This window comes from Rhizobium sp. RAF56, from assembly GCF_052113965.1.
GTDB lineage: Bacteria > Pseudomonadota > Alphaproteobacteria > Rhizobiales > Rhizobiaceae > Rhizobium.
The window spans coordinates 107327-128799 of the sequence record NZ_JBFRDU010000009.1; the positions used below are offsets into that span (position 1 = coordinate 107327).

22 protein-coding genes are annotated in these 21473 nt (G+C 62.5%); 10 read left to right on the forward strand and 12 right to left on the reverse strand.

Annotated features, from left to right (window positions below; translation table 11 throughout):
• Positions 1–24 precede the first annotated feature (24 nt).
• The gene (locus AB4048_RS09940) at positions 25–504 is read left to right on the forward strand and encodes a low molecular weight protein-tyrosine-phosphatase (RefSeq protein WP_442201785.1); all 480 of its coding nucleotides are present in this window, start codon (positions 25–27) and stop codon (positions 502–504) included.
• On the opposite strand, the gene thpR is transcribed toward AB4048_RS09940, so the two are convergent.
• Both thpR and AB4048_RS09950 read right to left on the reverse strand, forming a co-directional pair.
• Positions 438–1031 (reverse strand): RNA 2',3'-cyclic phosphodiesterase, encoded by a 594-nt coding sequence (gene thpR, locus AB4048_RS09945; protein WP_442201786.1) that lies wholly within the window; start codon positions 1029–1031, stop codon positions 438–440. The two genes, AB4048_RS09940 and thpR, sit on opposite strands and share 67 nt — an antisense overlap.
• Before the next feature lie 67 nt (positions 1032–1098).
• A complete protein-coding gene (locus AB4048_RS09950) occupies positions 1099–1749 on the reverse strand; it encodes an arylesterase (protein ID WP_442201787.1) in 651 nt (216 codons plus the stop codon).
• A gap of 75 nt (positions 1750–1824) precedes the next feature.
• Here AB4048_RS09950 and AB4048_RS09955 point away from each other — a divergent pair, with 75 nt between their 5' ends.
• The 4 genes from AB4048_RS09955 to AB4048_RS09970 all read left to right on the forward strand — a co-directional run bounded on the left by AB4048_RS09955 (position 1825) and on the right by AB4048_RS09970 (position 6660).
• Positions 1825–2535 carry an ABC transporter ATP-binding protein gene (locus AB4048_RS09955; protein ID WP_442201858.1) on the forward strand — a complete coding sequence of 237 codons (711 nt, stop codon included), beginning with the start codon at positions 1825–1827 and terminating at the stop codon, positions 2533–2535.
• Positions 2532–5078, forward strand: coding sequence for an ABC transporter permease (locus AB4048_RS09960; RefSeq protein WP_442201788.1), 2547 nt, complete (start codon positions 2532–2534; stop codon positions 5076–5078). Before AB4048_RS09955 ends, AB4048_RS09960 begins: the two co-directional genes overlap by 4 nt.
• Before the next feature lie 196 nt (positions 5079–5274).
• Positions 5275–6021 carry a Bax inhibitor-1/YccA family protein gene (locus AB4048_RS09965; protein WP_442201789.1) on the forward strand — a complete coding sequence of 249 codons (747 nt, stop codon included), beginning with the start codon at positions 5275–5277 and terminating at the stop codon, positions 6019–6021.
• Positions 6022–6108: 87 nt separating this feature from the next.
• Positions 6109–6660, forward strand: a complete 552-nt coding sequence (locus AB4048_RS09970) for a GNAT family N-acetyltransferase (RefSeq protein ID WP_442201790.1) — start codon at positions 6109–6111, stop codon at positions 6658–6660.
• A 58-nt stretch (positions 6661–6718) separates the two neighbouring features.
• Here AB4048_RS09970 and AB4048_RS09975 read toward each other — a convergent pair whose 3' ends face one another.
• The 3 genes from AB4048_RS09975 to acnA form a co-directional block, all read right to left on the reverse strand.
• Positions 6719–7117 carry a DUF2794 domain-containing protein gene (locus AB4048_RS09975; protein ID WP_442201791.1) on the reverse strand — a complete coding sequence of 133 codons (399 nt, stop codon included), beginning with the start codon at positions 7115–7117 and terminating at the stop codon, positions 6719–6721.
• Positions 7118–7410: 293 nt separating this feature from the next.
• Complete coding sequence (locus AB4048_RS09980) at positions 7411–8154, reverse strand: DUF1223 domain-containing protein (protein WP_442201792.1); 744 nt, start codon at positions 8152–8154, stop codon at positions 7411–7413.
• A 306-nt stretch (positions 8155–8460) separates the two neighbouring features.
• Entirely contained in the window at positions 8461–11151 is a 2691-nt protein-coding gene (gene acnA, locus AB4048_RS09985; RefSeq protein WP_442201793.1) for an aconitate hydratase AcnA, read from the reverse strand.
• 272 nt (positions 11152–11423) lie between these two features.
• On the opposite strand from acnA, the gene ccmA reads away from it, so the two are divergent.
• From ccmA to AB4048_RS10010, 5 genes are all read left to right on the forward strand, one after another.
• Positions 11424–12071 carry a heme ABC exporter ATP-binding protein CcmA gene (ccmA, locus tag AB4048_RS09990; protein WP_442201794.1) on the forward strand — a complete coding sequence of 216 codons (648 nt, stop codon included), beginning with the start codon at positions 11424–11426 and terminating at the stop codon, positions 12069–12071.
• 67 nt (positions 12072–12138) lie between these two features.
• Complete coding sequence (gene ccmB, locus AB4048_RS09995; RefSeq protein ID WP_442201795.1) at positions 12139–12798, forward strand: heme exporter protein CcmB; 660 nt, start codon at positions 12139–12141, stop codon at positions 12796–12798.
• Positions 12799–12852: 54 nt separating this feature from the next.
• Complete coding sequence (locus AB4048_RS10000) at positions 12853–13614, forward strand: heme ABC transporter permease (protein ID WP_442201796.1); 762 nt, start codon at positions 12853–12855, stop codon at positions 13612–13614.
• Positions 13615–13618: 4 nt separating this feature from the next.
• Positions 13619–13786: a heme exporter protein CcmD gene (gene ccmD, locus AB4048_RS10005; protein WP_442201797.1), complete on the forward strand. Its 168-nt coding sequence runs from the start codon at positions 13619–13621 to the stop codon at positions 13784–13786.
• Positions 13783–14388, forward strand: a complete 606-nt coding sequence (locus tag AB4048_RS10010; RefSeq protein ID WP_442201798.1) for a DsbE family thiol:disulfide interchange protein — start codon at positions 13783–13785, stop codon at positions 14386–14388. The genes ccmD and AB4048_RS10010 overlap by 4 nt, the downstream gene beginning before the upstream one ends.
• 66 nt (positions 14389–14454) lie before the next feature.
• On the opposite strand, the gene AB4048_RS10015 is transcribed toward AB4048_RS10010, so the two are convergent.
• The 7 genes from AB4048_RS10015 to AB4048_RS10045 all read right to left on the reverse strand — a co-directional run bounded on the left by AB4048_RS10015 (position 14455) and on the right by AB4048_RS10045 (position 21281).
• The gene (locus AB4048_RS10015) at positions 14455–15036 is read right to left on the reverse strand and encodes a DUF2585 domain-containing protein (RefSeq protein WP_442201859.1); all 582 of its coding nucleotides are present in this window, start codon (positions 15034–15036) and stop codon (positions 14455–14457) included.
• Positions 15037–15041: 5 nt separating this feature from the next.
• A complete protein-coding gene (locus AB4048_RS10020) occupies positions 15042–15689 on the reverse strand; it encodes a septation protein A (RefSeq protein ID WP_442201799.1) in 648 nt (215 codons plus the stop codon).
• Positions 15690–15764: 75 nt separating this feature from the next.
• The gene (ftsY, locus tag AB4048_RS10025) at positions 15765–17252 is read right to left on the reverse strand and encodes a signal recognition particle-docking protein FtsY (RefSeq protein WP_442201800.1); all 1488 of its coding nucleotides are present in this window, start codon (positions 17250–17252) and stop codon (positions 15765–15767) included.
• 17 nt (positions 17253–17269) lie between these two features.
• Positions 17270–18544, reverse strand: a complete 1275-nt coding sequence (gene mtaB / locus AB4048_RS10030; protein ID WP_442201801.1) for a tRNA (N(6)-L-threonylcarbamoyladenosine(37)-C(2))-methylthiotransferase MtaB — start codon at positions 18542–18544, stop codon at positions 17270–17272.
• Positions 18541–19446 (reverse strand): diaminopimelate epimerase, encoded by a 906-nt coding sequence (gene dapF, locus AB4048_RS10035; protein WP_442201802.1) that lies wholly within the window; start codon positions 19444–19446, stop codon positions 18541–18543. The genes mtaB and dapF overlap by 4 nt, the downstream gene beginning before the upstream one ends.
• 116 nt (positions 19447–19562) lie before the next feature.
• Positions 19563–20186, reverse strand: coding sequence for a LysE family translocator (locus tag AB4048_RS10040; protein WP_442201803.1), 624 nt, complete (start codon positions 20184–20186; stop codon positions 19563–19565).
• Positions 20187–20273: 87 nt separating this feature from the next.
• Positions 20274–21281, reverse strand: coding sequence for an MBL fold metallo-hydrolase (locus AB4048_RS10045; RefSeq protein ID WP_442201804.1), 1008 nt, complete (start codon positions 21279–21281; stop codon positions 20274–20276).
• Positions 21282–21473 lie beyond the last annotated feature (192 nt).

Genomic DNA, 21473 nt, shown 5'->3' on the forward strand with positions numbered 1-21473 from the left:
CACTCCTCTGGCGGGAAGGTTAGCATGGGCTGCACTAGGATTCTCTTCGTTTGTGCCGGCAATATCTGCCGCTCGCCCTTGGCTGAGGGTATTTTAAAGGACATTGCGGAGAAAGCCGGGCGCCTGGACGAATTCGATGTCGATTCGGCCGGCACGGGCGGATGGCATCAGGGAAGTCCGCCGGATAGGCGCTCGGTGGCGGTCGCGACCCGGCACGGCATCGACATTTCCGGGCAGCGCGCGCGACGCGTGACCGATCGGGATTTCGCCAGCTTCGATCTCATTCTAGCGATGGACAAGGACAATCCGGAGTACCTCCGGAGCCGCTCACCTGCTTCGTCGCTCGGCAAGATCCACCTCTTCGACGCCTACACTCGATCAGGCACGAGAGACGTGCCCGATCCCTACTATGGCGGATCCGAAGGCTTCGAGTCGGTCTATGCCATGCTCTTTGCCGGCTGCTCGGTGTTGGTTGCCGGGAGCGGGAAGACGCGGGGCTCGTGAAGCGGAAATACCTCTTCGGTGAGATACGGCCCGCCACCGACCGATTCCCGCGACGACAGCAGAACGAAGCGCGAAACCGTGAAGGTCGGAGTGTGAAAATTGCCGCGGCCGGAAAGATAATGCACGACGTCGTCGACACGCGAGGACTTCAGGCGCGCAAGCGTCACATGCGGGGTGAACTTGCGCGGATCCGACGGCAGGCCGAGACGCTGGCAGAGGCGCTCGATCTCCCCTTGGAGGGCGAAGAGTTCCGGCGTCGTGGTCACGCCTGCCCAGACCGAATGCGGTTTTTTCGATCCGAACGAGCCGATACCGTCAAGCCGGATCTGAAACTCCGGCCGATCGATACGATCGAGACGGTCGACGATCTCGTCCGCGGTGCGGCCGTCGACGTCACCGATAAAGCGCAGTGTTATGTGGTAGTTCTCTACGTCGATCCACCGGGCTCCAGGAAGACCACCGCGCAGCAGTGAGAGGCTGAGAGCCGCGTGGCGCGGAATTTCGAGGGCGGTAAAAAGTCTCGGCATACGAGCACTCCCCGAATCTTTTGCAGATGCTAAGAGCGAATCATGCAATGCGAGTCTGCGCAAGCCCCTATTTGGTCGCAGAAGAAATCGTCCCAATGAAATCGACCGCGGAGGGCATGAACCGCTCAACCATGGCGTCAACGCCACGGCTGCTCGGGTGCATTCCATCCTCCAATTGTAGGCCGGGCTGGAGCACGACTCCATCGAGGAAAAAGGGGTACAGCGGCAGCGAATACTTGTCGGCGAGCCGCCGATAGAGGGAATTGAAGCGTGCTGCGTAGTCCTGCCCCATGTTTGGCGGCGCAAGCATGCCCACAAGGAGCACGGCAATGCCCCTGTCCTTCAGCCGGCTAATCATCTGGTCGAGGTTGCGCTCGGTCTCTTCCGGGGCAATGCCCCGCAGCGCATCGTTGGCGCCGAGTTCAAGGATGACACCGTCGGTACCGTCCGGCACGGACCAGTCGATGCGGGCAAGGCCGTCGGCGCTGGTATCGCCCGAAACGCCGGCATTGGCGACCGCGACGTCCAACCCCTTGGCCTTGAGCGCGGCACCAAGCTTCTCCGGAAAACCGTCGCCCGGCGGCAGCTGGTAGCCCGCCATCAGACTGTCGCCAAGGCCGACGATTGCAACCGTGCGGGCATCAGCCCCAGCCGGAAAGACAAGAAGAGTGAATACCGCAATGACGGCGAATTGAAGCGCGGCAACTTTAAAACGCATGCTGCATTCCCTAGATTGGCTTGCGGGGCCGCGCGGACCGCCACTGTCGTGAAATTCTATATAGGGCGTATCGGATTGGCAAAAACCATCGTCGAGCTGAAGAAAGCGGATCTGACGCTCGGCAGCGCCGCAGCTTCGGTTCATGTACTGAAGGGCGTGGACCTCACGGTTTTCGAAGGCGAATCCGTCGGCATCCTCGGCCCATCCGGTTCCGGAAAATCGACATTGCTGATGGTGCTGGCCGGGCTTGAACGGCTCGACGGCGGCGACATCCTCATCCGCGACACGGGGCTCAACGGTTTGAGCGAAGACGCGCTCGCCGACTTTCGCGGCCGCAATGTCGGCATCATCTTCCAGTCCTTCCACCTGATCGCCAACATGACGGCGCTCGAAAACGTCGCGGTGCCGCTCGAGCTCGCCAATGTCGGCAACGCTTTCGAGATTGCCCGGCGCGAGCTTGAAGCGGTCGGCCTCGGAGAGCGCCTGAACCACTATCCGGGCCAGCTTTCGGGCGGCGAGCAGCAGCGCGTCGCCATTGCGCGCGCGCTGGCACCGGCCCCGGGGCTGCTCATCGCCGACGAACCGACCGGCAACCTGGATGCGGAAACCGGTCGACAGATCGCCGACCTCATCTTCGCCAGCCAGGCTGAGCGAGGAAGCACGTTGCTGCTCGTCACGCACGACGCGGCGCTTGCCGCACGCTGCTCGCGGCAGGTTCACATGCGCTCCGGCACGATCGAGAACGACAGCGCCGATCTCCATCTTGGCCGGACGGCAAACGCATGAGGCGCGCAGGCGCGCGGCTTTCGCTGGCCTTTCGCCTGGCGCTGCGCGAACTGCGGGGCGGCCTGAAGGGCTTTTATATCTTCCTCACCTGCATCGCGCTTGGCACCGGGGCAATTGCCGCCGTCAACTCGATATCGCACTCGATCACCGATGCCATCGCGACGCAGGGGCAGACGCTGCTTGCCGGCGATGTGCGTTTCGCGCTCAACAATCGCGAGGCAACGCCCGAGGAATTCGCCTACCTCAAGGGTCTCGGCACGCTCTCGCTCTCCACCGACCTTCGCTCCATGGCGCGCCTGCCCGACGGCAGCGACCAGGCGCTTGTCGAGGTGAAGGCGGTCGACGGCGCCTACCCGCTTTACGGGACGTTCGCGGCGGAACCGACAAGCCCGCTCGGCTCGTTGATTTCGGAAGTCGATGGGATCTACGGCGCCGTCGCGGCCCCGCTGCTTCTTGACCGCCTGAATCTCAAAGTCGGCGACACGATCCTCCTCGGCAGCGCGCGAGTGCGCATTACCGGCACGATCAAGAGCGAGCCCGACGCGATCTCGGAGGGTTTTGCCTTCGCTCCGCGCCTTCTGGTCAGCATGAATGCCCTTGCCGCCTCCGGCCTCGTTCAGACCGGCAGCCTCGTCGAACATTCCTATAAGGTCCGCATGGCTGAGCCGGCGGTTCAGACGAAAGACATCGACGACCGCGCGAACAAGGCTTTTCCGCAGGCGGGCTGGTCGATCCGCACCAGCGACAAGGCCGCACCGGCGCTTGCCGACAACGTCAACCGCTTTTCGCAGTTCCTTACGCTGGTCGGGCTGACCGCGCTCATCGTCGGCGGCGTCGGCGTCAGCAATGCCGTCCGCGCATTTCTCGATGCCAAGCGGACGACGATCGCGGCCCTGAAATGCCTCGGAGCACCGGCCTTTGTCGTCGTCGCCACCTACCTCATGCAGATCCTGATCATCGCGATGGCAGGGATTGCTGCCGGGCTGGTGCTCGGCGCGGTAGCCCCGATAATCGCCGCACAGTTCATGTCGCGCTTCCTGCCGATCGCGACCGATCCACAGCTTTATCCGGCACAGCTCCTGCTTGCCGCGCTCTTCGGCCTCTTGACGACGCTCGGTTTTGCAATGCTGCCGCTGGGGCACGCCCGTGAGGTGCCGGCCACAGCCCTCTTCCGCGAGCAGGGCTTCGAGATGCGCCGCCTGCCTTCCTGGCCTTATCTCATTTGCGCCGGCCTTGTGGTGGCAGCGCTTGCCGCTCTTGCCATCCTCACCGCCTACGACCGCTTCATCGCCATCGTCTTCGTCGTGGCGATCGCCGCCGCGTTTGTCGTTCTGCGCGCGGTCGCCGCTCTTGTCGCGCGGCTGGCGCGGGCATGCCCGCGCGTGCGCTCGCCGGCACTCAGGCTCGCGATCGGAAACATCCATCGGCCCGGAGCGCTGACGGCCTCGGTGGTGCTCTCGCTCGGTCTCGGGCTGGCGCTTCTCGTGACCATCATGCTGATCGACGGCAACATGCGTCGGGAACTGACGGGCCGCATGGCCGAGCGCGCGCCGAACTTCTTCTTCGTCGACATCCAGAAATCGCAGATCGACGGCTTCCGCGATCTCGTCCGCGCGGAGTTGCCGGACGGCAAGCTGGAGGAAGTGCCGATGCTGCGCGGGCGCATCGTCGCCTTCAACGGCGAGGATGTATCGAAGCGCGACGTGCCGCCGGAAGGCCGCTGGGTGCTGCGCGGCGATCGCGGCATCACCTATGCGGAAAGCCTGCCCGAGAACGCCAGCCTTACCGAGGGCGGCTGGTGGGACAAGGACTATGCCGGAGAGCCGCTCGTTTCCTTTTCGCAGGAGGAAGGAAAAGCGCTCGGCCTCAAGCTCGGCGACACCGTGACCGTCAACGTTCTTGGCCGCAACATCACCGCGAAGATCGCCAATTTCCGCAAGGTCGATTGGCAGTCGCTGTCGATCAATTTCGTAATGATCTTCACCCCGAATACCTTCAAGGGCGCGCCGCATGCCTGGCTTGCGACCTTGACCGCGCCGGAGGCGACGGCGGCCGCGGAAGCGACGATCCTCAGGCGCGTGACCAATACCTACCCGACGATCACCAGCGTCCGCGTGAAGGATGCGCTCGACGTTTTCAACACCCTGGTCGGCCAGCTCGCAACGGCCATTCGCGTCGCCGCCTCGATTGCGCTTGCAGCTTCCGTGCTGGTGCTTGCCGGCGCCCTTGCAGCTGGAAACCGCGCCCGCGCGCACGACGCGGTCGTCTTGAAGACGCTGGGCGCGACACGGGCAACGCTGATCCGCGCATTCGTCTACGAGTACCTGATCCTCGGCGCCTCGACGGCAGTCTTCGCCTTGCTCGCGGGAGCCGCCGCGGCGACCTATGTTGTTCGCCATATCATGCACTTGCCATCCGCCTTCCTGCCCGGACCGGCGCTCTCGACGCTTGCAATCGCCCTCATCCTGACTGTCGGCATCGGGCTTGCCGGCACGTGGCGCGTGCTCGGACAGAAGGCGGCGCCGGTGCTTCGCGAGCTTTGAACGAGGTGTCTGCGTTAACCCCGCCGGCGAAATTGCCATATGTTACGCCGATTTAACGCATTTCACCGTGGCTCGGGTCTTGTACGCCGAGCTTTGAGGGCTCATATTCTGAGGTAGGCATGCTGGAGCTCCGCAGCGGCGCCTGGGTCACGTCTGCCCGACACCGTATTCACACCGGAGCTTGAAAGAGGAAAACATGGCTGACTTTCGTAATTTTCCCAACCGGGCGACCCCTGCGGGCGCGCAGTCCGGCGCGGCGATAGACGCAGGCCTTCGCGCCTATATGCTCAAGGTTTACAACCTGATGGCTCTGGGTCTCGTGATCACGGGCCTGGCCGCCTATCTCGCTTTCTCCTTCGCCTTCCAGGACGGTCAGCTGACCGCCTTCGGCGCCGCAATCTACACGAGCCCGCTGAAGTGGGTGGTTATCCTCGCCCCCCTGGGGATGGTGTTCTTCCTGAGCTTCCGCATCAATTCGATGAGCGTGCAGGCAGCGCAGACAACCTTCTGGGTTTACGCGGCGCTGGTCGGCCTTTCGCTCTCGTCGCTCTTCCTGATCTATACCGGTCAGAGCGTGGTGCAGACCTTCTTCGTGACGGCCGCGGCCTTCGGTAGCCTGTCGCTCTACGGCTACACGACCAAGCGCGACCTGACGGCGATGGGCTCGTTCCTGATGATGGGTCTGTTCGGCCTGATCATCGCCTCGGTCGTCAACATCTTCCTGGCCTCTTCGGCTATGCAGTTCGCTATCTCGGCGATCGGCGTCCTGGTGTTCGCGGGCCTGACTGCCTACGACACGCAGAAGATCAAGGAAATGTACTTCGAAGGCGACGACGTTGCCGTTGCCGGCCGCAAGGCAATCATGGGCGCCCTGACGCTCTACCTCGACTTCATCAACCTCTTCATGTTCCTCCTGCAGTTCATGGGCAACCGCAAAGGCTAAGAGGCAAAGAGACGACGGAAAAGGCGGCTTCGGCCGCCTTTTTTGTTGCCGCATGGCATCCCCTTTTTCGACCAGGCACAGCGTTCCATGACATTCCACCTACGAGACGCCGGCCCCGCCGATATCGCGTCGATCACCGCCATCTATCGCGAGGCAGTGCTGACCGGCACGGCGAGCTACGAGATCACGCCGCCGGACGAGACCGAGATGGGCAAGCGCTACGGGGCGATCGTCGATAAGGGCTATCCCTATCTCGTTGCGGCCGACCTTGCGGGCACGCTCCTGGGTTACGCCTATGCAAGCGCCTTCCGAACGCGGCCGGCCTATCGCTGGATCGTGGAGGATTCGATTTATCTGGCACCCTCCGCACGCGGCCAGGGCGTCGGCAAGGCGCTGCTCGCGGCGCTTCTCGAACGCAGCAGCGCGCTCGGGTTCCGCCAGATGGTAGCCGTCATCGGGGGAGCGGAAGCGGCATCCGTGGCACTCCACCGCTCGGCGGGCTTCTCCGATATCGGCGCGATCAAGAGCGCCGGTTACAAGCACGGCCGTTGGCTCGACACCATGCTTATGCAGAAGGCGCTCGGCGACGGCGCCGATCCTGATCCCACCATCTATCCGGGCACGCTGTTTTCGGAATGAACGCTTTTTGCTGAGGGCATCGCAGGCGGAATGCCGGTTAGGGCGTTCCTGGAATCGCTCATTTGTCGACGAGTTTCAGCACCTTGTCGAACACCTTCAGCACCTGGCTCAACTCGTGGCCGCGCTTCAGAATCAAGCCGTTGGTGTTGATAACTGAAAAGGCGCCCTGTTTGGACGCCAGCTTGGGATTCTTCTCGATGCGGTAGAGCGGAATTTCGCCGGAACGCTTGAAGACGGAAAAGACCGCCTTCTCCTTCAGGTGATCGATGGCGTAGTCGCGCCATTGCCCTTCGCCGACCATGCGACCGTAAAGCCAGAGGATGGCATCAAGTTCCCGGCGATGGAAGGTCACGGGGAGCGGATCCCGGCTTTGCTTGTATTCCCTGAGATCTATGACGGAAGACGTGTGATCGGCGAATCGGTCTTCGCCGTTTCGACGTTCCGGCTGTTCAGTCATCAATCTCCCACGCCTCCGCTCATGACAGGCGAGTGACAGTTTGCCTCACTGACAGCAAATTGCAAGACCGACGCACGCTTACGTCGGCAAGACTGACCGCTTTCTTGTGAGTGCCGCAATTCAGTCAAAACAGCGCCTCATTTCCAAGAGACTTATGATGACGCAGTTGGCGCCAGCGCGCCAAATGGCCCGGCGGGGGCGTATCGACCTAACCCCAGCCCCGAATGCGCCTCAGCCGGGCCGCCCACAATCTGCAACCACCAGACCGTGCGGTCCGGGTGCGAAATATGTCATTATCCCTCGCCGCCAATGGTAAGCACCGTTGCACCGATGATGCCTGCGGGATCGCCGTTCGGGCTTGATTCCTGCAGAAGTATGGCCATGCCCGCCCGCCCGGTCTTGTCCATGACGTTTGCCGGCAGCGTAACGGTCATGGCCTGGCCTTCCCACATGCCGACGGTTTCAATGTCCGAAACGGCGTGCAGATAGCTTATCTGCTGGCCGCTATTCTCGCCCTTCTTGACCGAGACGAGTTGCTGCTTGTCGAAATAGGCGACGACGACATTCGCCTTGCCCGCGCCCTTGCCGATCGTGATTTCGAGTTCGTCACCCTTGACCGAAGCGCTCACGGGGACAGTCAGTCCCTTGCCGTCCTGATGGAACTGGTCGAGCTTGACATTGATGGCGCCGAGATCGGCGCCGTTCAAATGATCGCGGCCGTTGATGATCGCCTGTGGCGTGTAGACGTTGCTGCGGCCGAGCGTGCGCGCGTAGGCGTACTGTCGCTCGGTGTTGTCCTTGGAACTCAGCGTATCTTGCCAGCCGAGGTAGTTCCAGTAGTCGACGTGATAGGCGAGCGCCACCACGTCACCCTGCCCGATCAGCTTCTGAAGAACGGCATCGGCGGGCGGGCAGGACGAGCAGCCCTGCGACGTGAAGAGTTCGACGACGCCCCTGAGTTTCGCGGGTTCCTGCGCAAGCACCGACCCCGCCGAAGCGAGTCCTGCCAAAAGTGCTATCGTCCATCGAATGCGCATACCAAAATTCCTCGATATCCGGCATCGCCCTGCCGCCGCATCCATCGACACGGAGCAGATCCGGCAATGCCTTGTCCGGCGCCCGACTATTTCCCGGATCGCACGCGATCCGGGGGTCAAACGCCAACCCCAGTTCCTTGAGACTATCAAACCTGGAAAGACTGAAACTAGAGATAACGGGTTCGGCCCGCGAGGCAAAGTCACGATGGGGTGAGACGCACGCCGCGAGCCTACACATCGCCGTGAAAAACAAGACGCCGCCGGGAAGCTTTCCCGGCGGCGTCAATTTCGATGGATCCGCGCCTGTTAGGCCGCGAGGTCGCGCAGAACGGTCTGCAGAATGCCGCCGTTGTTGAGGTAGACCACCTCGTCGAGCGTATCGACGCGCGACAGCAGCGGCACGTCCTTAACGGTGCCGTCGCCGTAGGTGATCCTGGCCGTCTTCTTCTCGCGCGGCTTGATGTTTTCGAGGCCTTCGATGGTCACGACTTCATCGCCCTTGAGATCGAGGCTTGCCCAGGTCGTGCCATCTTCGAAGACGAAGGGGATGATGCCCATGCCGACCAGGTTCGAGCGGTGGATACGCTCGAAGGACTGGGCGATCACGGCCTTGACGCCGAGCAGGTTGGTACCCTTGGCAGCCCAGTCACGCGACGAACCGTTGCCGTATTCGACACCCGCGAAGATGACGAGCGGCACGCCTTCGGCCTTGTACTTCATGGCGGCGTCGTAGATCGACATCTCTTCCTTGGACGGATAGTGGATGGTGTAGCCACCTTCCTTGCCGTTCGGCCCGAGCATGTGGTTGCGGATGCGGATGTTGGCAAACGTGCCGCGCATCATCACTTCATGGTTGCCGCGGCGCGTGCCGTACTGATTGAAGTCGGCAACGGCGACGTCGTGGCCGAGCAGGTATGCGCCGGCGGGCGACGCCGCCTTGATCGAACCGGCAGGCGAAATGTGGTCGGTGGTGATCTTGTCGCCGAAGAGGCCGAGGACGCGAGCGCCCTTGATGTCCGAGGTGCCCGAACCCTTCTTGCCCATTCCAACGAAATAGGGCGGGTTCTGGACATAGGTCGAATCGTCGTCCCAGGCATAGGTCTGGCCCGGAGGAACCTGCACCGCCTGCCAGTTTTCATCGCCCTTGAACACGTCGGCGTACTTCGTCTCGTAGAGTTCGCGGGTGACGTACTTCAGGATGAATTCCTGGACCTCCTTGGAGGTCGGCCAGATGTCCTTGAGGTAGACCGGCTTGCCGTCCTGGTCCTCTCCGATCGGCTCGTTGGTCAGGTCCTTCTGGACCGAACCTGCAAGCGCGTAGGCGACGACGAGCGGCGGGGAAGCCAGGTAGTTGGCCTGGACATCCGGCGAAATGCGGCCTTCGAAGTTACGGTTGCCCGAAAGCACGCCTGAAACGATGAGGCCCTTGTCGTTGATCGTCTTCGAAATCGGCGCCGGCAGCGGGCCGGAATTGCCGATGCAGGTCGTGCAGCCGAAGCCGACGAGGTTGAAGCCGAGCTTGTCGAGATCGGCCTGCAGGCCGGACTTGGCAAGATACTCACCGACCACCTGGCTTCCCGGCGCGAGCGAGGTCTTGACCCAAGGCTTCGTCTTCAGGCCCTTGGCGACCGCGTTGCGGGCCAGGAGGCCAGCGGCGATCAGTACCGACGGGTTGGAGGTGTTGGTGCAGGACGTGATGGCGGCGATCGCCACGTCGCCATGGCCGAGATCGAAGTCGGTGCCTTCGACGGCATAGCGGTTGGAGAGCTGGCCCGGCTTCTTGTAGTCGCTGTCCATCGAACCGGCGAAACCGGTGGCGATGTTTTCAAGCGCGATACGGCCTTCCGGGCGCTTCGGGCCGGCCATCGAGGGCACGACGTCGTTGAGGTCGAGATCCAGCGTATCGGTGAAGACGATCTCGGAACCGTCGCCGTCACGCCACATGCCTTGAGCCTTCGAATAGGCTTCGACGAGCGCGATGCGATCCTTCGTACGGCCGGACATGTTGAGATAGTTGATGGTTTCGCCGTCGACCGGGAAGAACCCACAGGTCGCGCCGTATTCCGGACCCATGTTGCCGATGGTGGCGCGGTCGGCGAGCGGCATGTTGTCCATGCCCGGGCCGAAGAATTCGACGAATTTCGAAACGACTCCCTTCTTGCGCAGCATCTGCACGACTGTCAGCACGAGGTCGGTCGCGGTCACGCCTTCCTTGAGCTTGCCGGTGAGCTTGAAGCCGATCACTTCAGGCAAGAGCATCGAGACCGGCTGGCCGAGCATTGCGGCTTCCGCTTCGATACCGCCGACACCCCAGCCGAGAACGCCGAGACCGTTGATCATCGTCGTGTGGCTGTCGGTGCCAACGCAGGTGTCGGGATAGGCGATCGTCTCGCCGTCCTCTTCCTTCGTCCAGACCGTCTGGCCGAGATATTCCAAATTCACCTGATGACAGATGCCCGTGCCGGGAGGAACGACGCGGAAGTTCTTGAACGCCTGCTGGCCCCACTTCAGAAAGCGGTAGCGCTCGCCGTTGCGCTGGTATTCCAGCTCGACGTTCCGGGCGAACGCCTGCGGCGTGCCGAATTCGTCGACGATGACCGAGTGGTCGATGACGAGATCGACGGGAACGAGCGGGTTGATCTTTTCCGGGTCACCGCCCAGCGAAACCATGGCATCGCGCATCGCGGCAAGATCGACGACAGCAGGAACGCCGGTGAAGTCCTGCATCAGCACGCGCGCTGGGCGATAGGCGATCTCGTTTTCGACCGCACCCTTGTTCGTCAACCATTCCGCGACGGAGAGAATGTGGTCCTTGGTGACCGACTGGCCGTCTTCGAAGCGCAGCAGGTTCTCAAGTAGCACCTTCATGGAATAGGGAAGCTTGGAAACGCCTGCGAGACCATTGGCCTCCGCCTTCGGCAAGCTGTAATAGACATAATCCTTCCCGTTCACGGTCAGCGTGGAACGGCAATTGAAACTGTCGAGAGATTTAGACACGAGAGACCCCGTTTCGTCTGATAGCCAACACAGTCGTGCGAACGCCCATGCACTTCATGCACATCAGGATGCGGGTACGACCATTTCCGCTGTCCGCACGTGGAATTGAAACAACCCCAAGTTCGGCGCAAGGATGAAGTTCACGCCGGCCGCTGGCGTGGTTGCAGGTCTTATAGATAATTTCGTAAAAAACTGCCAGAGCATACGAAGCCAAAAATAACAGGCAATTTTTGAGGTCCGCGGCGACATCAAAACGGGGGAACCAGCAGCTCATGCATCTACGCGCGGAGAACCTTTCCGCCCGGCGCGGGGAAGATCTGATTTTCGCTAAGGTTTCCTTTGACTTGGAGGCCGGCGACGCGCTTGTCTTGAGGGGCCGGAACGGGTCGGGAAAATCAACATTGCTACGTGTTGTCGCAGGCCTGTTGAGACCCGAAACGGGCCGCATCGTCCTGGTCGGGCCGGACAGCGAATCGGACCGCCCGCCTCGCGAGGCCAGCCACTACCTCGGCCATCGCAATGCCATGAAGTCCGAACTCACGGTTGCAGAAAACCTTACTTTCTGGAAGACCTTTCTCGGCAACGACCCGTCCGGCGTCGGCATTTCCGTCGACGCCGCCGCCGAGGCGGTCGGGCTTGCCGGCATCACCCACCTCCCCTTCGGCTATCTTTCCGCCGGGCAGCAGCGTCGAATGGCCTTTGCCAAGCTTATCGTCGCCCATCGCCCCATCTGGATCCTGGATGAGCCGACGGCAGCACTCGACACGGCCGCCGACCATCTGCTCACCAGCCTGATTTCCGCCCATCAGCAATCGGGCGGGATCGTACTGGCGGCGACGCATCAGCCGCTCGGCCTCGACAATGTCAAGGAATTGCAGATGACGGGGTTCGCCGGCGTCGAGCAGGAGACATGGGGATGAGGTTTCGCCGTAGAGTCGCCCACCTTTGCCCATCGCCGCCAGCTATACCACGCAAAGGCTCCGCACGATGATCGCCCTTTTCCTCCGCGACCTGAAACTCTCGGTGCGCGCCGGCGGCGGGGCGCTGATCGGCGTGCTGTTCTTTCTGACCGTCGTTGCGGTCGTTCCCTTCGGCGTTGGACCGGACCTGAAACTGCTTTCCCGCATTGGCCCGGCGATCGTCTGGATTGGAGCGCTGCTGGCCGCCCTCCTCGGGTTAGATCGCCTGTTCCAGGCCGAGCGCGACGACGGCTCGCTCGATCTCCTGCTGATGCAGGAAACGCCGCTTGTGTTGACCGTGCTCGTCAAGTGCGCCGCACATTGGACGGCGACCGGCCTGCCGCTGGTGATCGCCTCGCCGCTCGTCGGGCTGTTTATGAATACGTCCGGCACGGGGCTGGGGGTAACCGCGCTGACGCTGCTTGTCGGCACGCCCGCGATCACCTTCATCGGCGCCGTCGGCGCCGCTGTCGCGGTGGCGTTGCCGCGCGGCGGGCTCCTGGTGTCGATCCTCGTGCTGCCGTTGGCGATCCCCGTCCTGATCTTCGGCGTGAGCGCTACCTATGCGGCGGTCGAGGGGCCGGCACCGTTTCTGCCGCCGTTTCTCTTTCTCGCCGCTCTCACCTTGTTCTTTGCCGTCATCGGCCCGGCGGCGGCAGCGCTCGCGCTCCGCAACTCCACGGATTGACCTCTCACGCAGGATCGATTTGCAGCCATGCGGAGAACCGGATAAAGAAGCGCAATGAGCGACCTCAGCCCATCCATCACCCGATTTTCCGACCTTGCCAATCCGACGCGATTTCTGGCTTGGGCGGAGCGCCTGATCCCCTGGCTCGCGATCGCGACCGCCGTTCTCTTCGCGGTCGGCCTCTATCTCTGTTTCGCGACCGAGGGCGACTATCAGCAGGGCGATACCGTGCGCATCATGTATCTGCATGTGCCGGCCGCGTGGCTGTCGATGATGGGCTATACCATCATGAGCATATCGGCGATCGGCAGCCTCGTCTGGCGTCATCCGCTGGCCGACGTTTCCGCCAAGGCCGCCGCCCCCCTCGGCGCGGCCTTCACCTTGCTTGCACTCGTCACCGGCTCCCTCTGGGGCAAGCCGATGTGGGGCACCTACTGGGTGTGGGATGCGCGGCTCACCTCCGTCTTCGTCCTCTTTCTGATGTATCTCGGACTGATCGCTCTCAATCGCGCCATGGACGATCCGGCAAAGGCGGCGCGGGTATCGGCGGTGCTCATCCTCGTCGGCTTCGTCAACATTCCGATCATCAAGTTCTCCGTCGATTGGTGGAACACGCTGCATCAGCCGGCGAGCATCCTGCGCGCCGGGGGCTCGGCGATCGACCCGGAATTCCTCTGGCCGCTCTTCAGCATGGCGCTCGCCTTTACGCTGCTGTTCTTCACGCTGCATCTGATGGCGATGCGTAACGAGATCTGGCGCCGTCGGGTAGCCTCGCAGCGACGTCTCGCCGCCCGTATGGCGGCGCGGGAGGAGTAGGCCGATGACCCATTCCTTTTATGTATACGGCTCCTATGGTTTCGCCGTCGTCCTCGTCGCCGCCGTCATCGGCTGGACCTGGCTTGATGGCCGCCTGCGCCGCAGGGAGCTCGCGGAACTCGAAGCCGCCGGCATCCGACGCCGTTCGACACCCAAGGGCGCTGCACAGTGACCACAGAGAAAAACGATACCGCGCCTCCGCGCCGCGCCGGGCGCTATGTGCTTGCGCTGCTGCCGCTGATTGTCTTTGCCGGCATCGCCGCCACTGCCGCAAAGATGCTCTATGACCAGGATTTCCACGGCAAGGACATTTCCGAAATCCCCTCCGCGCTCATCGGATCGAAGGCGCCGTCCCTCAGGCTCGCGCCGCTCGAAGGGTCGAGCGTGCCGGCCCTGACCGACGAGGCGATCCGCGGCAAGCTGACGCTCGTCAACGTCTTTGCCTCGTGGTGCGTGCCCTGCCGCGAGGAGCATCCGCTTCTCAAGGAACTGGCGAAAGACAGCCGGATAAATATCGTTGCCATCAACTACAAGGATCAGACGGAAAACGCCCTTCGTTTTCTCGGCGAACTCGGCAATCCCTTTAGGGCAATCGGCATCGATCCGAAGGGAACCGCCGCGATCGACTGGGGCGTCTACGGTATCCCCGAATCCTACCTCGTCGCTGCCGACGGCACGATCCTCTACAAGCGCGTCGGTCCTTTTGACGAGACGAGCATCCGCGACGGCCTTATGCCCGCGATCGACAAGGCATTGGCCAAGCCGGTTTCCTAGACCTTGTTTTTACGCAATTCCGCACGGAAAACCGTGTCACACTTTTCCTGGATTTGCTCTAGATTTTCAGAGCGCGCTCTGCCAAGCCTTGATCGCATCCAGCGGCCAGACCAGCATGATCACGTTGAGCGTCAGATTGTCGCGGATCAGCCAACCGGTGAACAGCTCGAAGAAGATCGCGATTGCCACCGTCAACGCGACCGGCGCACGTGAGGCGAACAGGAAGCCGAGGACCATGAAGACCGTGTCCATCGCCGAATTCAGGATACTGTCGCCGTAATAGTCGAGCGAGATGGTAGCCGTGCGATAGCGGTTGATGATGATCGGCGAGTTTTCCAGAAGCTCCCAACCGCTCTCGATCAGCATGGCAAAGAAGAGACGCATGGAGAGCGGCCGGCCGCGCATGAGGAGGTGCGTCAGCCCGAAGAACAAAAAGCCGTGAATGATGTGCGATGGCGTATACCAGTCGGCGAGATGCTGGGAATTGCCGCTCGAATTGACCACCGGCTCAAAAAGCTTGATGTAGCCGCAGGTGCAGATCGGCACGCGGCCCATCATGTATTCGGCGACGATCTGGGCGATCAGAACGGCGAGGCAGGCAACGATCCAATAGCTGGCGCTGCGGCTCCTCGCCTCGACCTGCGGCAGCGACGTCACGGCTCGCTGCCCGCCGCCGGCGAGACGCTATGCTTCATGATCAGCGGCATCTGCGCCAAGGTGAAGATGATCGTGATCGGCATCGTGCCCCATACCTTGAACGCGACCCAGAAATCATCGGAGAAATTCCGCCAGACGACCTCGTTCATGACCGCGAGGAAGAGGAAGAAGATGCCCCAGCGAACCGTGAGCTTGCGCCACCCCTCGGCATCGAGCTGGAAAGCGGCGTTGAACACATAGCCGAGAAGCGAGCGCCCGAAGGCAAGCCCACCGAGCAGCGTGACCCCGAAGAGCGCGTTGACGATGGTCGGCTTCATCTTGATGAAGGTCTCGTTCTGCAAATAGATCGAGAGCGAGCCGAAAATCAGCACGACGATGCCCGAGACGAAGGGCATGACCGGCAGGTGGCCAAGGACGAACTTGGAAACGCCAAGCGACAGCACGGTCGCGGCCATGAACAACGCGGTCGCCACGAAGAGCGGCCCCCCGAGGTTCGACAGCGCCGGAAAAATCTGGATCAACCATGGCCCGCGCAGGTTGGCGAAGAAGAAGACGAGCAAGGGGCCCAGCTCCAGCGCCAGCTTCAGCATCGGGTGGTGGCGGTCCGCGGCACTCGGGGTGATATCGCTTTCGCTCGTCGTCATCGGCATTTCTGACCTTCGCAAACTCAAACTCTTCGCCCTTGAAGGGCTTTTGATGGCTTATCTATGGCCGCGGCATCACGAGGGCGCGAGGCCGGCAATAGCCTCGGCAAACTCGTCGGCCTCGAACGGCTCCAGATCCTCGACACCTTCGCCAACGCCGATGAAGTAGACCGGCAGCTTGTGCTTGGCCGAGATGGCGACAAGAATGCCGCCGCGCGCCGTTCCGTCAAGCTTGGTCATGATCAGCCCGTTGACGCCGGCGACGTTGCGGAAGATCTCGACCTGATTGAGCGCGTTCTGGCCCGTCGTGGCATCGAGCGTCTGAAGCACGGTATGCGGAGCGTCCGGATCGAGCTTTCCGAGAACGCGCACGATCTTTTCGAGCTCTGCCATCAGTTCCGTCTTGTTTTGCAGGCGGCCTGCGGTGTCGATGATCAGCACGTCGCTTTTCATCGCCTTCGCCTGCTGGAACGCGTCGAAGGCAAGCCCAGCCGCATCGGCGCCCAGCTTCGTGCCGATGAACGCGGATCCCGTCCGGTCCGCCCAGATCTTCAGCTGCTCGATAGCCGCCGCGCGGAACGTATCGCCGGCCGCCACCATGACCTTCAGCCCGGCTCCGGAGAGCTTCGCCGCAAGCTTGCCGATGGTTGTCGTCTTGCCGGTGCCGTTGACGCCGACCACGAGGATGACATGCGGCTTGTGGGAAAGATCGAGCTGCAACGGCTTTGCAACGGGTTTCAAAACCTTGGCGATTTCGGAAGCCATGATGCGGCTGACGTCTTCGCCGGTGACGTCCTTGCCGTAGCGCTCTGAGGAAAGGGTGTCCGCGACCCGCATCGCCGTCTCGACGCCGAGATCGGCCTGAATCAGCAGGTCTTCCAACTCCTGCAGCGTCTCCTCGTCGAGCTTCCGCTTGGTAAAGAGTGCGGTGATCTGACCGGTCAGCTGCGAAGAGGTCCGCGCCAGCCCGGCTTTCAGCCGCTGGAACCAGGAAAGCTTCGGCTTCGGCGCTTCAGCGACGGGCGCGGGCGCGGGGCCGGTGGCAAAGCCCTTAGGCAGAGCCCGGGCGAGCGGCGCTTCGTCGAGCTCTGTCCTGTCGGAAATCTCCTCCACAGAGGGAGATAGAGGCTGAGCGGTAGCCTCGCCTGCGTCTTCGAGGTCAGCACGTGCGGCAACACCCCGATCGTCGGAGACATCAGGGCTTTCCGGCGCAGGCTCCTCGGCCCGATCGTTCAAATCCGCAACGGAGGGCTCATCCTCCGGGAGATCTTCCAAGGGGACAGAGGCGGGGATCTCCTCGCTTTCGGCCTCCAGAAGCGAAAGCGGCACGACGCCGAGATCGCTCAGCTGGCCGGCTGACGGCAGGATCGCGGGCTCGGCGTCTGCTTCAAGGTCGGCTTTTGCCGCCAAAGCCTCGGCGGCCTCGATATCCTCGGGACGCAGCGGCTGTTCCACGCGTTCCTCAGGCAAGCGCACCTGCTCTTCCACGAGCTCCGGCGCCAGCACATCGGTCGACCTTTCCTTGCCGAAGGTGAAGACTTTCTTGATGAAACCGAGCGCCATGAAGTATCCGTGGGAAATCAGGCCGCTTCGGCGGCCGCAAGTTGCATGTGAAGGTGCTTGCCATTGTGGCCGGTGATCGTCACCGGCACAAGCTCGCGGGGCGTGAGGTCGGGCGCGGTGACCAGCGTGAAGTTTTCGGTATGCGCCAGACCGTTGTTTTCCACCAGCAGCCATTGCCGTGTGCCGACCATGCGGTCGAGATGCGCCTGGTTAAGCCTCTGCCCGACGGCGCGAAGCCGCGCGGCGCGATCCTTCACCAGCGCGCGGTCGAGCTGCGGCATGCGGGCTGCGGGTGTGCCGGGGCGCGGGCTATAGGGGAAGACGTGCAGATGCGCGATCCCGCATTCCTCCGCAAGGCTTGCGGTATTCGCAAACATCTCTTCGGTTTCCGTCGGAAAGCCGGCGATCATATCGGCGCCGAAGCTCATCTCTGGCCGCAGCCGCCGCACGTCGTTTACGAAACGCAGCGCGTCGGCGCGCAGATGCCGCCGTTTCATGCGCTTCAGGATCATATCGTCGCCGTGCTGCAACGAAAGGTGCAGATGCGGCATGAAACGCGGCTCGTCCGCAATCAGGTCCATGACGTGGCTGTCCACCTCGATGCTGTCGATCGAGGAAAGCCGCAGCCTTCGGATTTCCGGGATCTGCTTCAACAGCGTCTTGCCGAGAAGCCCGAGCGTCGGCGTGCCGGGCAGGTCGGCGCCGTAGCTGGTGGCGTCGACGCCGGTCAGCACGACCTCGCGATAGCCGCTTTCGACCAGCCGGCGCGCCTGATCGACGATCGCGCCCATCGGCACCGAGCGGGAATTGCCGCGGCCATAGGGAATGATGCAGAAGGTGCAGCGATGATCGCAACCGTTCTGCACCTGGATGAAGGCGCGCACGTGCCCGTCGATATGCCTGATCATCTGCGGCGCGGTCGCCGTGACACTCATGATGTCGTTGACGCGCAGCTTCTCTTCCGCCGAAACGCCGAAATCTGGCAGCGCCCGATAGGACGCGCTTTTCAGCTTTTCCTCATTGCCGAGCACCGCATCGACCTCGGCCATGTCGGCAAAGGTGTGTTTTTCGGTCTGGGCGGCGCAGCCGGTGACGATGATGCGGGCATGCGGATTGTCGCGGCGCGCGCGACGGATAGCGTGGCGCGCCTGGCGCACCGCTTCACCAGTGACGGCGCAGGTATTGATCAGAACGGCATTGTTGAGCCCAGCCTTTTCCGCCTCGGCCCGCATCACTTCGGATTCATAGGTGTTGAGGCGGCAGCCGAAGGTAATGACCTCGACCCCGCTCACCGCGCCTGAGCCCCCTGCTCTTCGTCGCGTGCGAAGGCACCCGTTGCAGGGTCAAGCCGGCCGGACCATTCCCATTCGGCAGGGCCGGTCATGACGACGTGGTCATCGCTCTCGCGCCATTCGATCGTGAGGACGCCCGGCGGCCTGGCGCTGGCGACGTTGATGGTCACGGTACGTCCGGTCCGACCGGTACGGGCAGCGCTGACGGCGGTGGCGCAGGCGCCCGAGCCGCAGGCAAGCGTCAGCCCCGCGCCCCGCTCCCAGGTCCGCGTGGTGATCGAATTTTGAGAGGTGACCTCAGCCAGCGTTATGTTGGCACGCTCCGGAAACATCGGATGGTTTTCGAGAAGCGGCCCGAAACGCCCGAGGTCGTAAGACATCACGTCCTTGGTCACCCAGAAGATCGCGTGCGGATTGCCCATCGAGACGACCGAGGGCGAATGCAGAACCGGCGCGTCGATCGGCCCGATCTGCAATTCGATGCGGCTGGTATCGGCAAATTCTTCCGCAAGCGGGATCTTGTCCCAGTCGAAGACCGGCTTGCCCATGTCCACCGAAATCGTGCCGTCCTCATGCTCGACCGCATTCAGAATGCCGGCGACCGTCTGGAAGGTGAACACCTTCTTGCCGGTCTCGGAGCTCAGCGCCTGCACGACACAGCGTGTGCCGTTGCCGCAGGCCTGCGCCCTGGAACCATCGGAATTCAGGATATCGATGAAAGCATCCGTGCCGCCGGCTTTCGGATCGTGGACGGCCATGATCTGGTCGAACGCGGTCGCCGGATCGGCATTGAGCGCAACCGCCGCCGAGGGCGTCACCTTGTCCGGCCGCCCGCGCATGTCGACGACGAGGATCTTGTTGCCAAGCCCGTTCATCTTCGCGAATTCGACCGTGTTGCTCATGGGATCATTCCGTGGTTGTCACGCGGTATATGGCGGAAATGGGGGGAAATTACCAGTGTGCCTATTCACACTTCCTGAAGAACCGAGGCAACCGTGCATCGCGAGCACACCGCGGATCACAGCATCGGAAGCAGGGTGGCCCCGACCAGCAGTGCGGCGAAGGTCAGGTTGATGACGCGGGCGCTTGCCGGGCTTTGAAAAAGCCGCGAAAGCGAACTGCCGGCGAAAAGCCAGAGCAGGTGAATGAGCACGATCATGATGCCGAGCACGGCCAGTCTGACGAGCACGTCCATCGCCGACGACGGCAGGCCGCGTGCTGCGCCGGTAAAGACGGCGGCAATGGCGATATAGGCTTTCGGGTTCGCCAGCGCCAACAGGAGCCCGGCCGAAAAAGACGGCCGCACGCCTTTCGCCTCGGATGCCGACAGTGGCGGCGCGGTCGCGATCCGATAGGCGAGGTAGAGAATATAAAGGACAGATCCGGCTTCCAGAACGGAGTTCAGGAGCGGCATGGATAGAAGAATGGCGAAGACGCCTGTCGCCACGACAAGAAGGACCGCGACCGTTCCCGCAATCAGCCCTCCGACATAGGGCAGCGATCGGCGAACACCGTAAGCCGCCCCGACCGCGGTCGCGCTCATCGTCGCCGGGCCGGGACTTCCCATGACGAGCGCGGATTTGAGAGCGAGCGCCAAGCTCGGCCACAATAGTCCGGATCCCACGGAAAATTCGCCGCCCATCGCATACTTCCTGTTGTGAGGAGAAGCCTATGGGCAGCCTCTTCGCGACGTCTTGAACGATTGTGCGCGGCGGCGGGCGCCGAAAGGTCACGCGACAGGCACGTCGAACACCTCGCCCGCCCGCAAAGCCCGGAACCGCTCCGGCGCGACGCCCTCGGCGGCCAGGGCCGCGTCCAATGCCGCAACCGGTGCGTCGATCGCCTCGTCCGTCAGCTGGAAAGTGCCGAAGTGGTGGCCGGCGACGTATGCGGCATTGCAGAGCCGCATGCCTTTGACCGCCTCTTCAGGGTTTTGATGCTGCCCCTTCATGAACCAGCGCGGCTCATAGGCGCCGAAGGGCAGGATGGCGAGCCGGAACCCACCGTGCTTTTCACGCGCCGCCCGATAATTGATACCGGCGTGATAGCCGGTGTCGCCGACGTGGTAGATCTTGCCGGCCGGCGTCGAAAACACGAAAGCGGCCCAAAGCGCCATGCGCCGGTCGCGCATGCCGCGCGCCGACCAGTGATGGCAGGGCTCGGCCTCAAGCCGAACATCCCTGGAAATCGCAACACCGTCGCCCCAGTCCATGATGGTGATCCGAGAATTGGGAAGCACACGGCGGATGATCGCGTCGTTGCCGAGCGGCGTGACGATGCGCGGGGCGTGCTTCCTTTGCAGCCGCTTCAGTGTCGCAAGATCGAGATGGTCGTAGTGATTGTGCGTCACCAAAACGAGATCGATCGGCGGCAGATCGTCGAAACCGATACCGGGCGGAACGACCCGCTTCGGTCCGGCAAAGGTAAAGGGGCTGGCGCGTTTCGACCAAACGGGATCGGTCAATATATTGAGGCCAGCGACCTGAATGAGAACAGAGGCGTGGCCGACCATGGTCACCCGAAGCTCGTCGCCATCGATCTTGCGGGCGGGCTTTGCAGGCGGAAATGGGCTGGCAACGCTTTTCGGCCACCGCGACCGTTCGCCGCTGAACTGCCATTTGAACAGGGAACGGAAACCACCGGGTTCAACGCCGTCGGGGTTATAGAAACGCGTGCCGTCGAAATGATCGGAGATCGGGCCGTGGTAATATGGATTTCCGGAATTTGTTTCTGACATTCGCTCCGCTCTTGGTGGGCTGAACTATGGTGAGGCAGGTCCGCGTTTTTCCGCTGCAGGCAACTTTAGCTTGACATTAAGAGGCTTGTCCTGTTTATCGCGGCGATCTGCGACGAGCTTCAAGCCTCCTAGCCACCGACCGGGACCCGATAAGGTATAAAGAGATCCCGGAGGTCAACACCCGACAGCGCG

Excerpts from the sequence above, each read along its gene's own strand:
- AB4048_RS09940 (WP_442201785.1), top strand. The coding sequence starts at position 25 with ATGGGCTGCACTAGGATTCTCTTCGTTTGTGCCGGCAATATCTGCCGC.
- thpR (WP_442201786.1), bottom strand. The coding sequence starts at position 1,031 with ATGCCGAGACTTTTTACCGCCCTCGAAATTCCGCGCCACGCGGCTCTC.
- AB4048_RS09950 (WP_442201787.1), bottom strand. The coding sequence starts at position 1,749 with ATGCGTTTTAAAGTTGCCGCGCTTCAATTCGCCGTCATTGCGGTATTC.
- AB4048_RS09960 (WP_442201788.1), top strand. The coding sequence starts at position 2,532 with ATGAGGCGCGCAGGCGCGCGGCTTTCGCTGGCCTTTCGCCTGGCGCTG.
- AB4048_RS09965 (WP_442201789.1), top strand. The coding sequence starts at position 5,275 with ATGGCTGACTTTCGTAATTTTCCCAACCGGGCGACCCCTGCGGGCGCG.
- AB4048_RS09970 (WP_442201790.1), top strand. The coding sequence starts at position 6,109 with ATGACATTCCACCTACGAGACGCCGGCCCCGCCGATATCGCGTCGATC.
- AB4048_RS09975 (WP_442201791.1), bottom strand. The coding sequence starts at position 7,117 with ATGACTGAACAGCCGGAACGTCGAAACGGCGAAGACCGATTCGCCGAT.
- AB4048_RS09980 (WP_442201792.1), bottom strand. The coding sequence starts at position 8,154 with ATGCGCATTCGATGGACGATAGCACTTTTGGCAGGACTCGCTTCGGCG.
- ccmA (WP_442201794.1), top strand. The coding sequence starts at position 11,424 with ATGCATCTACGCGCGGAGAACCTTTCCGCCCGGCGCGGGGAAGATCTG.
- ccmB (WP_442201795.1), top strand. The coding sequence starts at position 12,139 with ATGATCGCCCTTTTCCTCCGCGACCTGAAACTCTCGGTGCGCGCCGGC.
- AB4048_RS10000 (WP_442201796.1), top strand. The coding sequence starts at position 12,853 with ATGAGCGACCTCAGCCCATCCATCACCCGATTTTCCGACCTTGCCAAT.
- ccmD (WP_442201797.1), top strand. The coding sequence starts at position 13,619 with ATGACCCATTCCTTTTATGTATACGGCTCCTATGGTTTCGCCGTCGTC.
- AB4048_RS10020 (WP_442201799.1), bottom strand. The coding sequence starts at position 15,689 with ATGACGACGAGCGAAAGCGATATCACCCCGAGTGCCGCGGACCGCCAC.
- ftsY (WP_442201800.1), bottom strand. The coding sequence starts at position 17,252 with ATGGCGCTCGGTTTCATCAAGAAAGTCTTCACCTTCGGCAAGGAAAGG.
- dapF (WP_442201802.1), bottom strand. The coding sequence starts at position 19,446 with ATGAGCAACACGGTCGAATTCGCGAAGATGAACGGGCTTGGCAACAAG.
- AB4048_RS10040 (WP_442201803.1), bottom strand. The coding sequence starts at position 20,186 with ATGGGCGGCGAATTTTCCGTGGGATCCGGACTATTGTGGCCGAGCTTG.
- AB4048_RS10045 (WP_442201804.1), bottom strand. The coding sequence starts at position 21,281 with ATGTCAGAAACAAATTCCGGAAATCCATATTACCACGGCCCGATCTCC.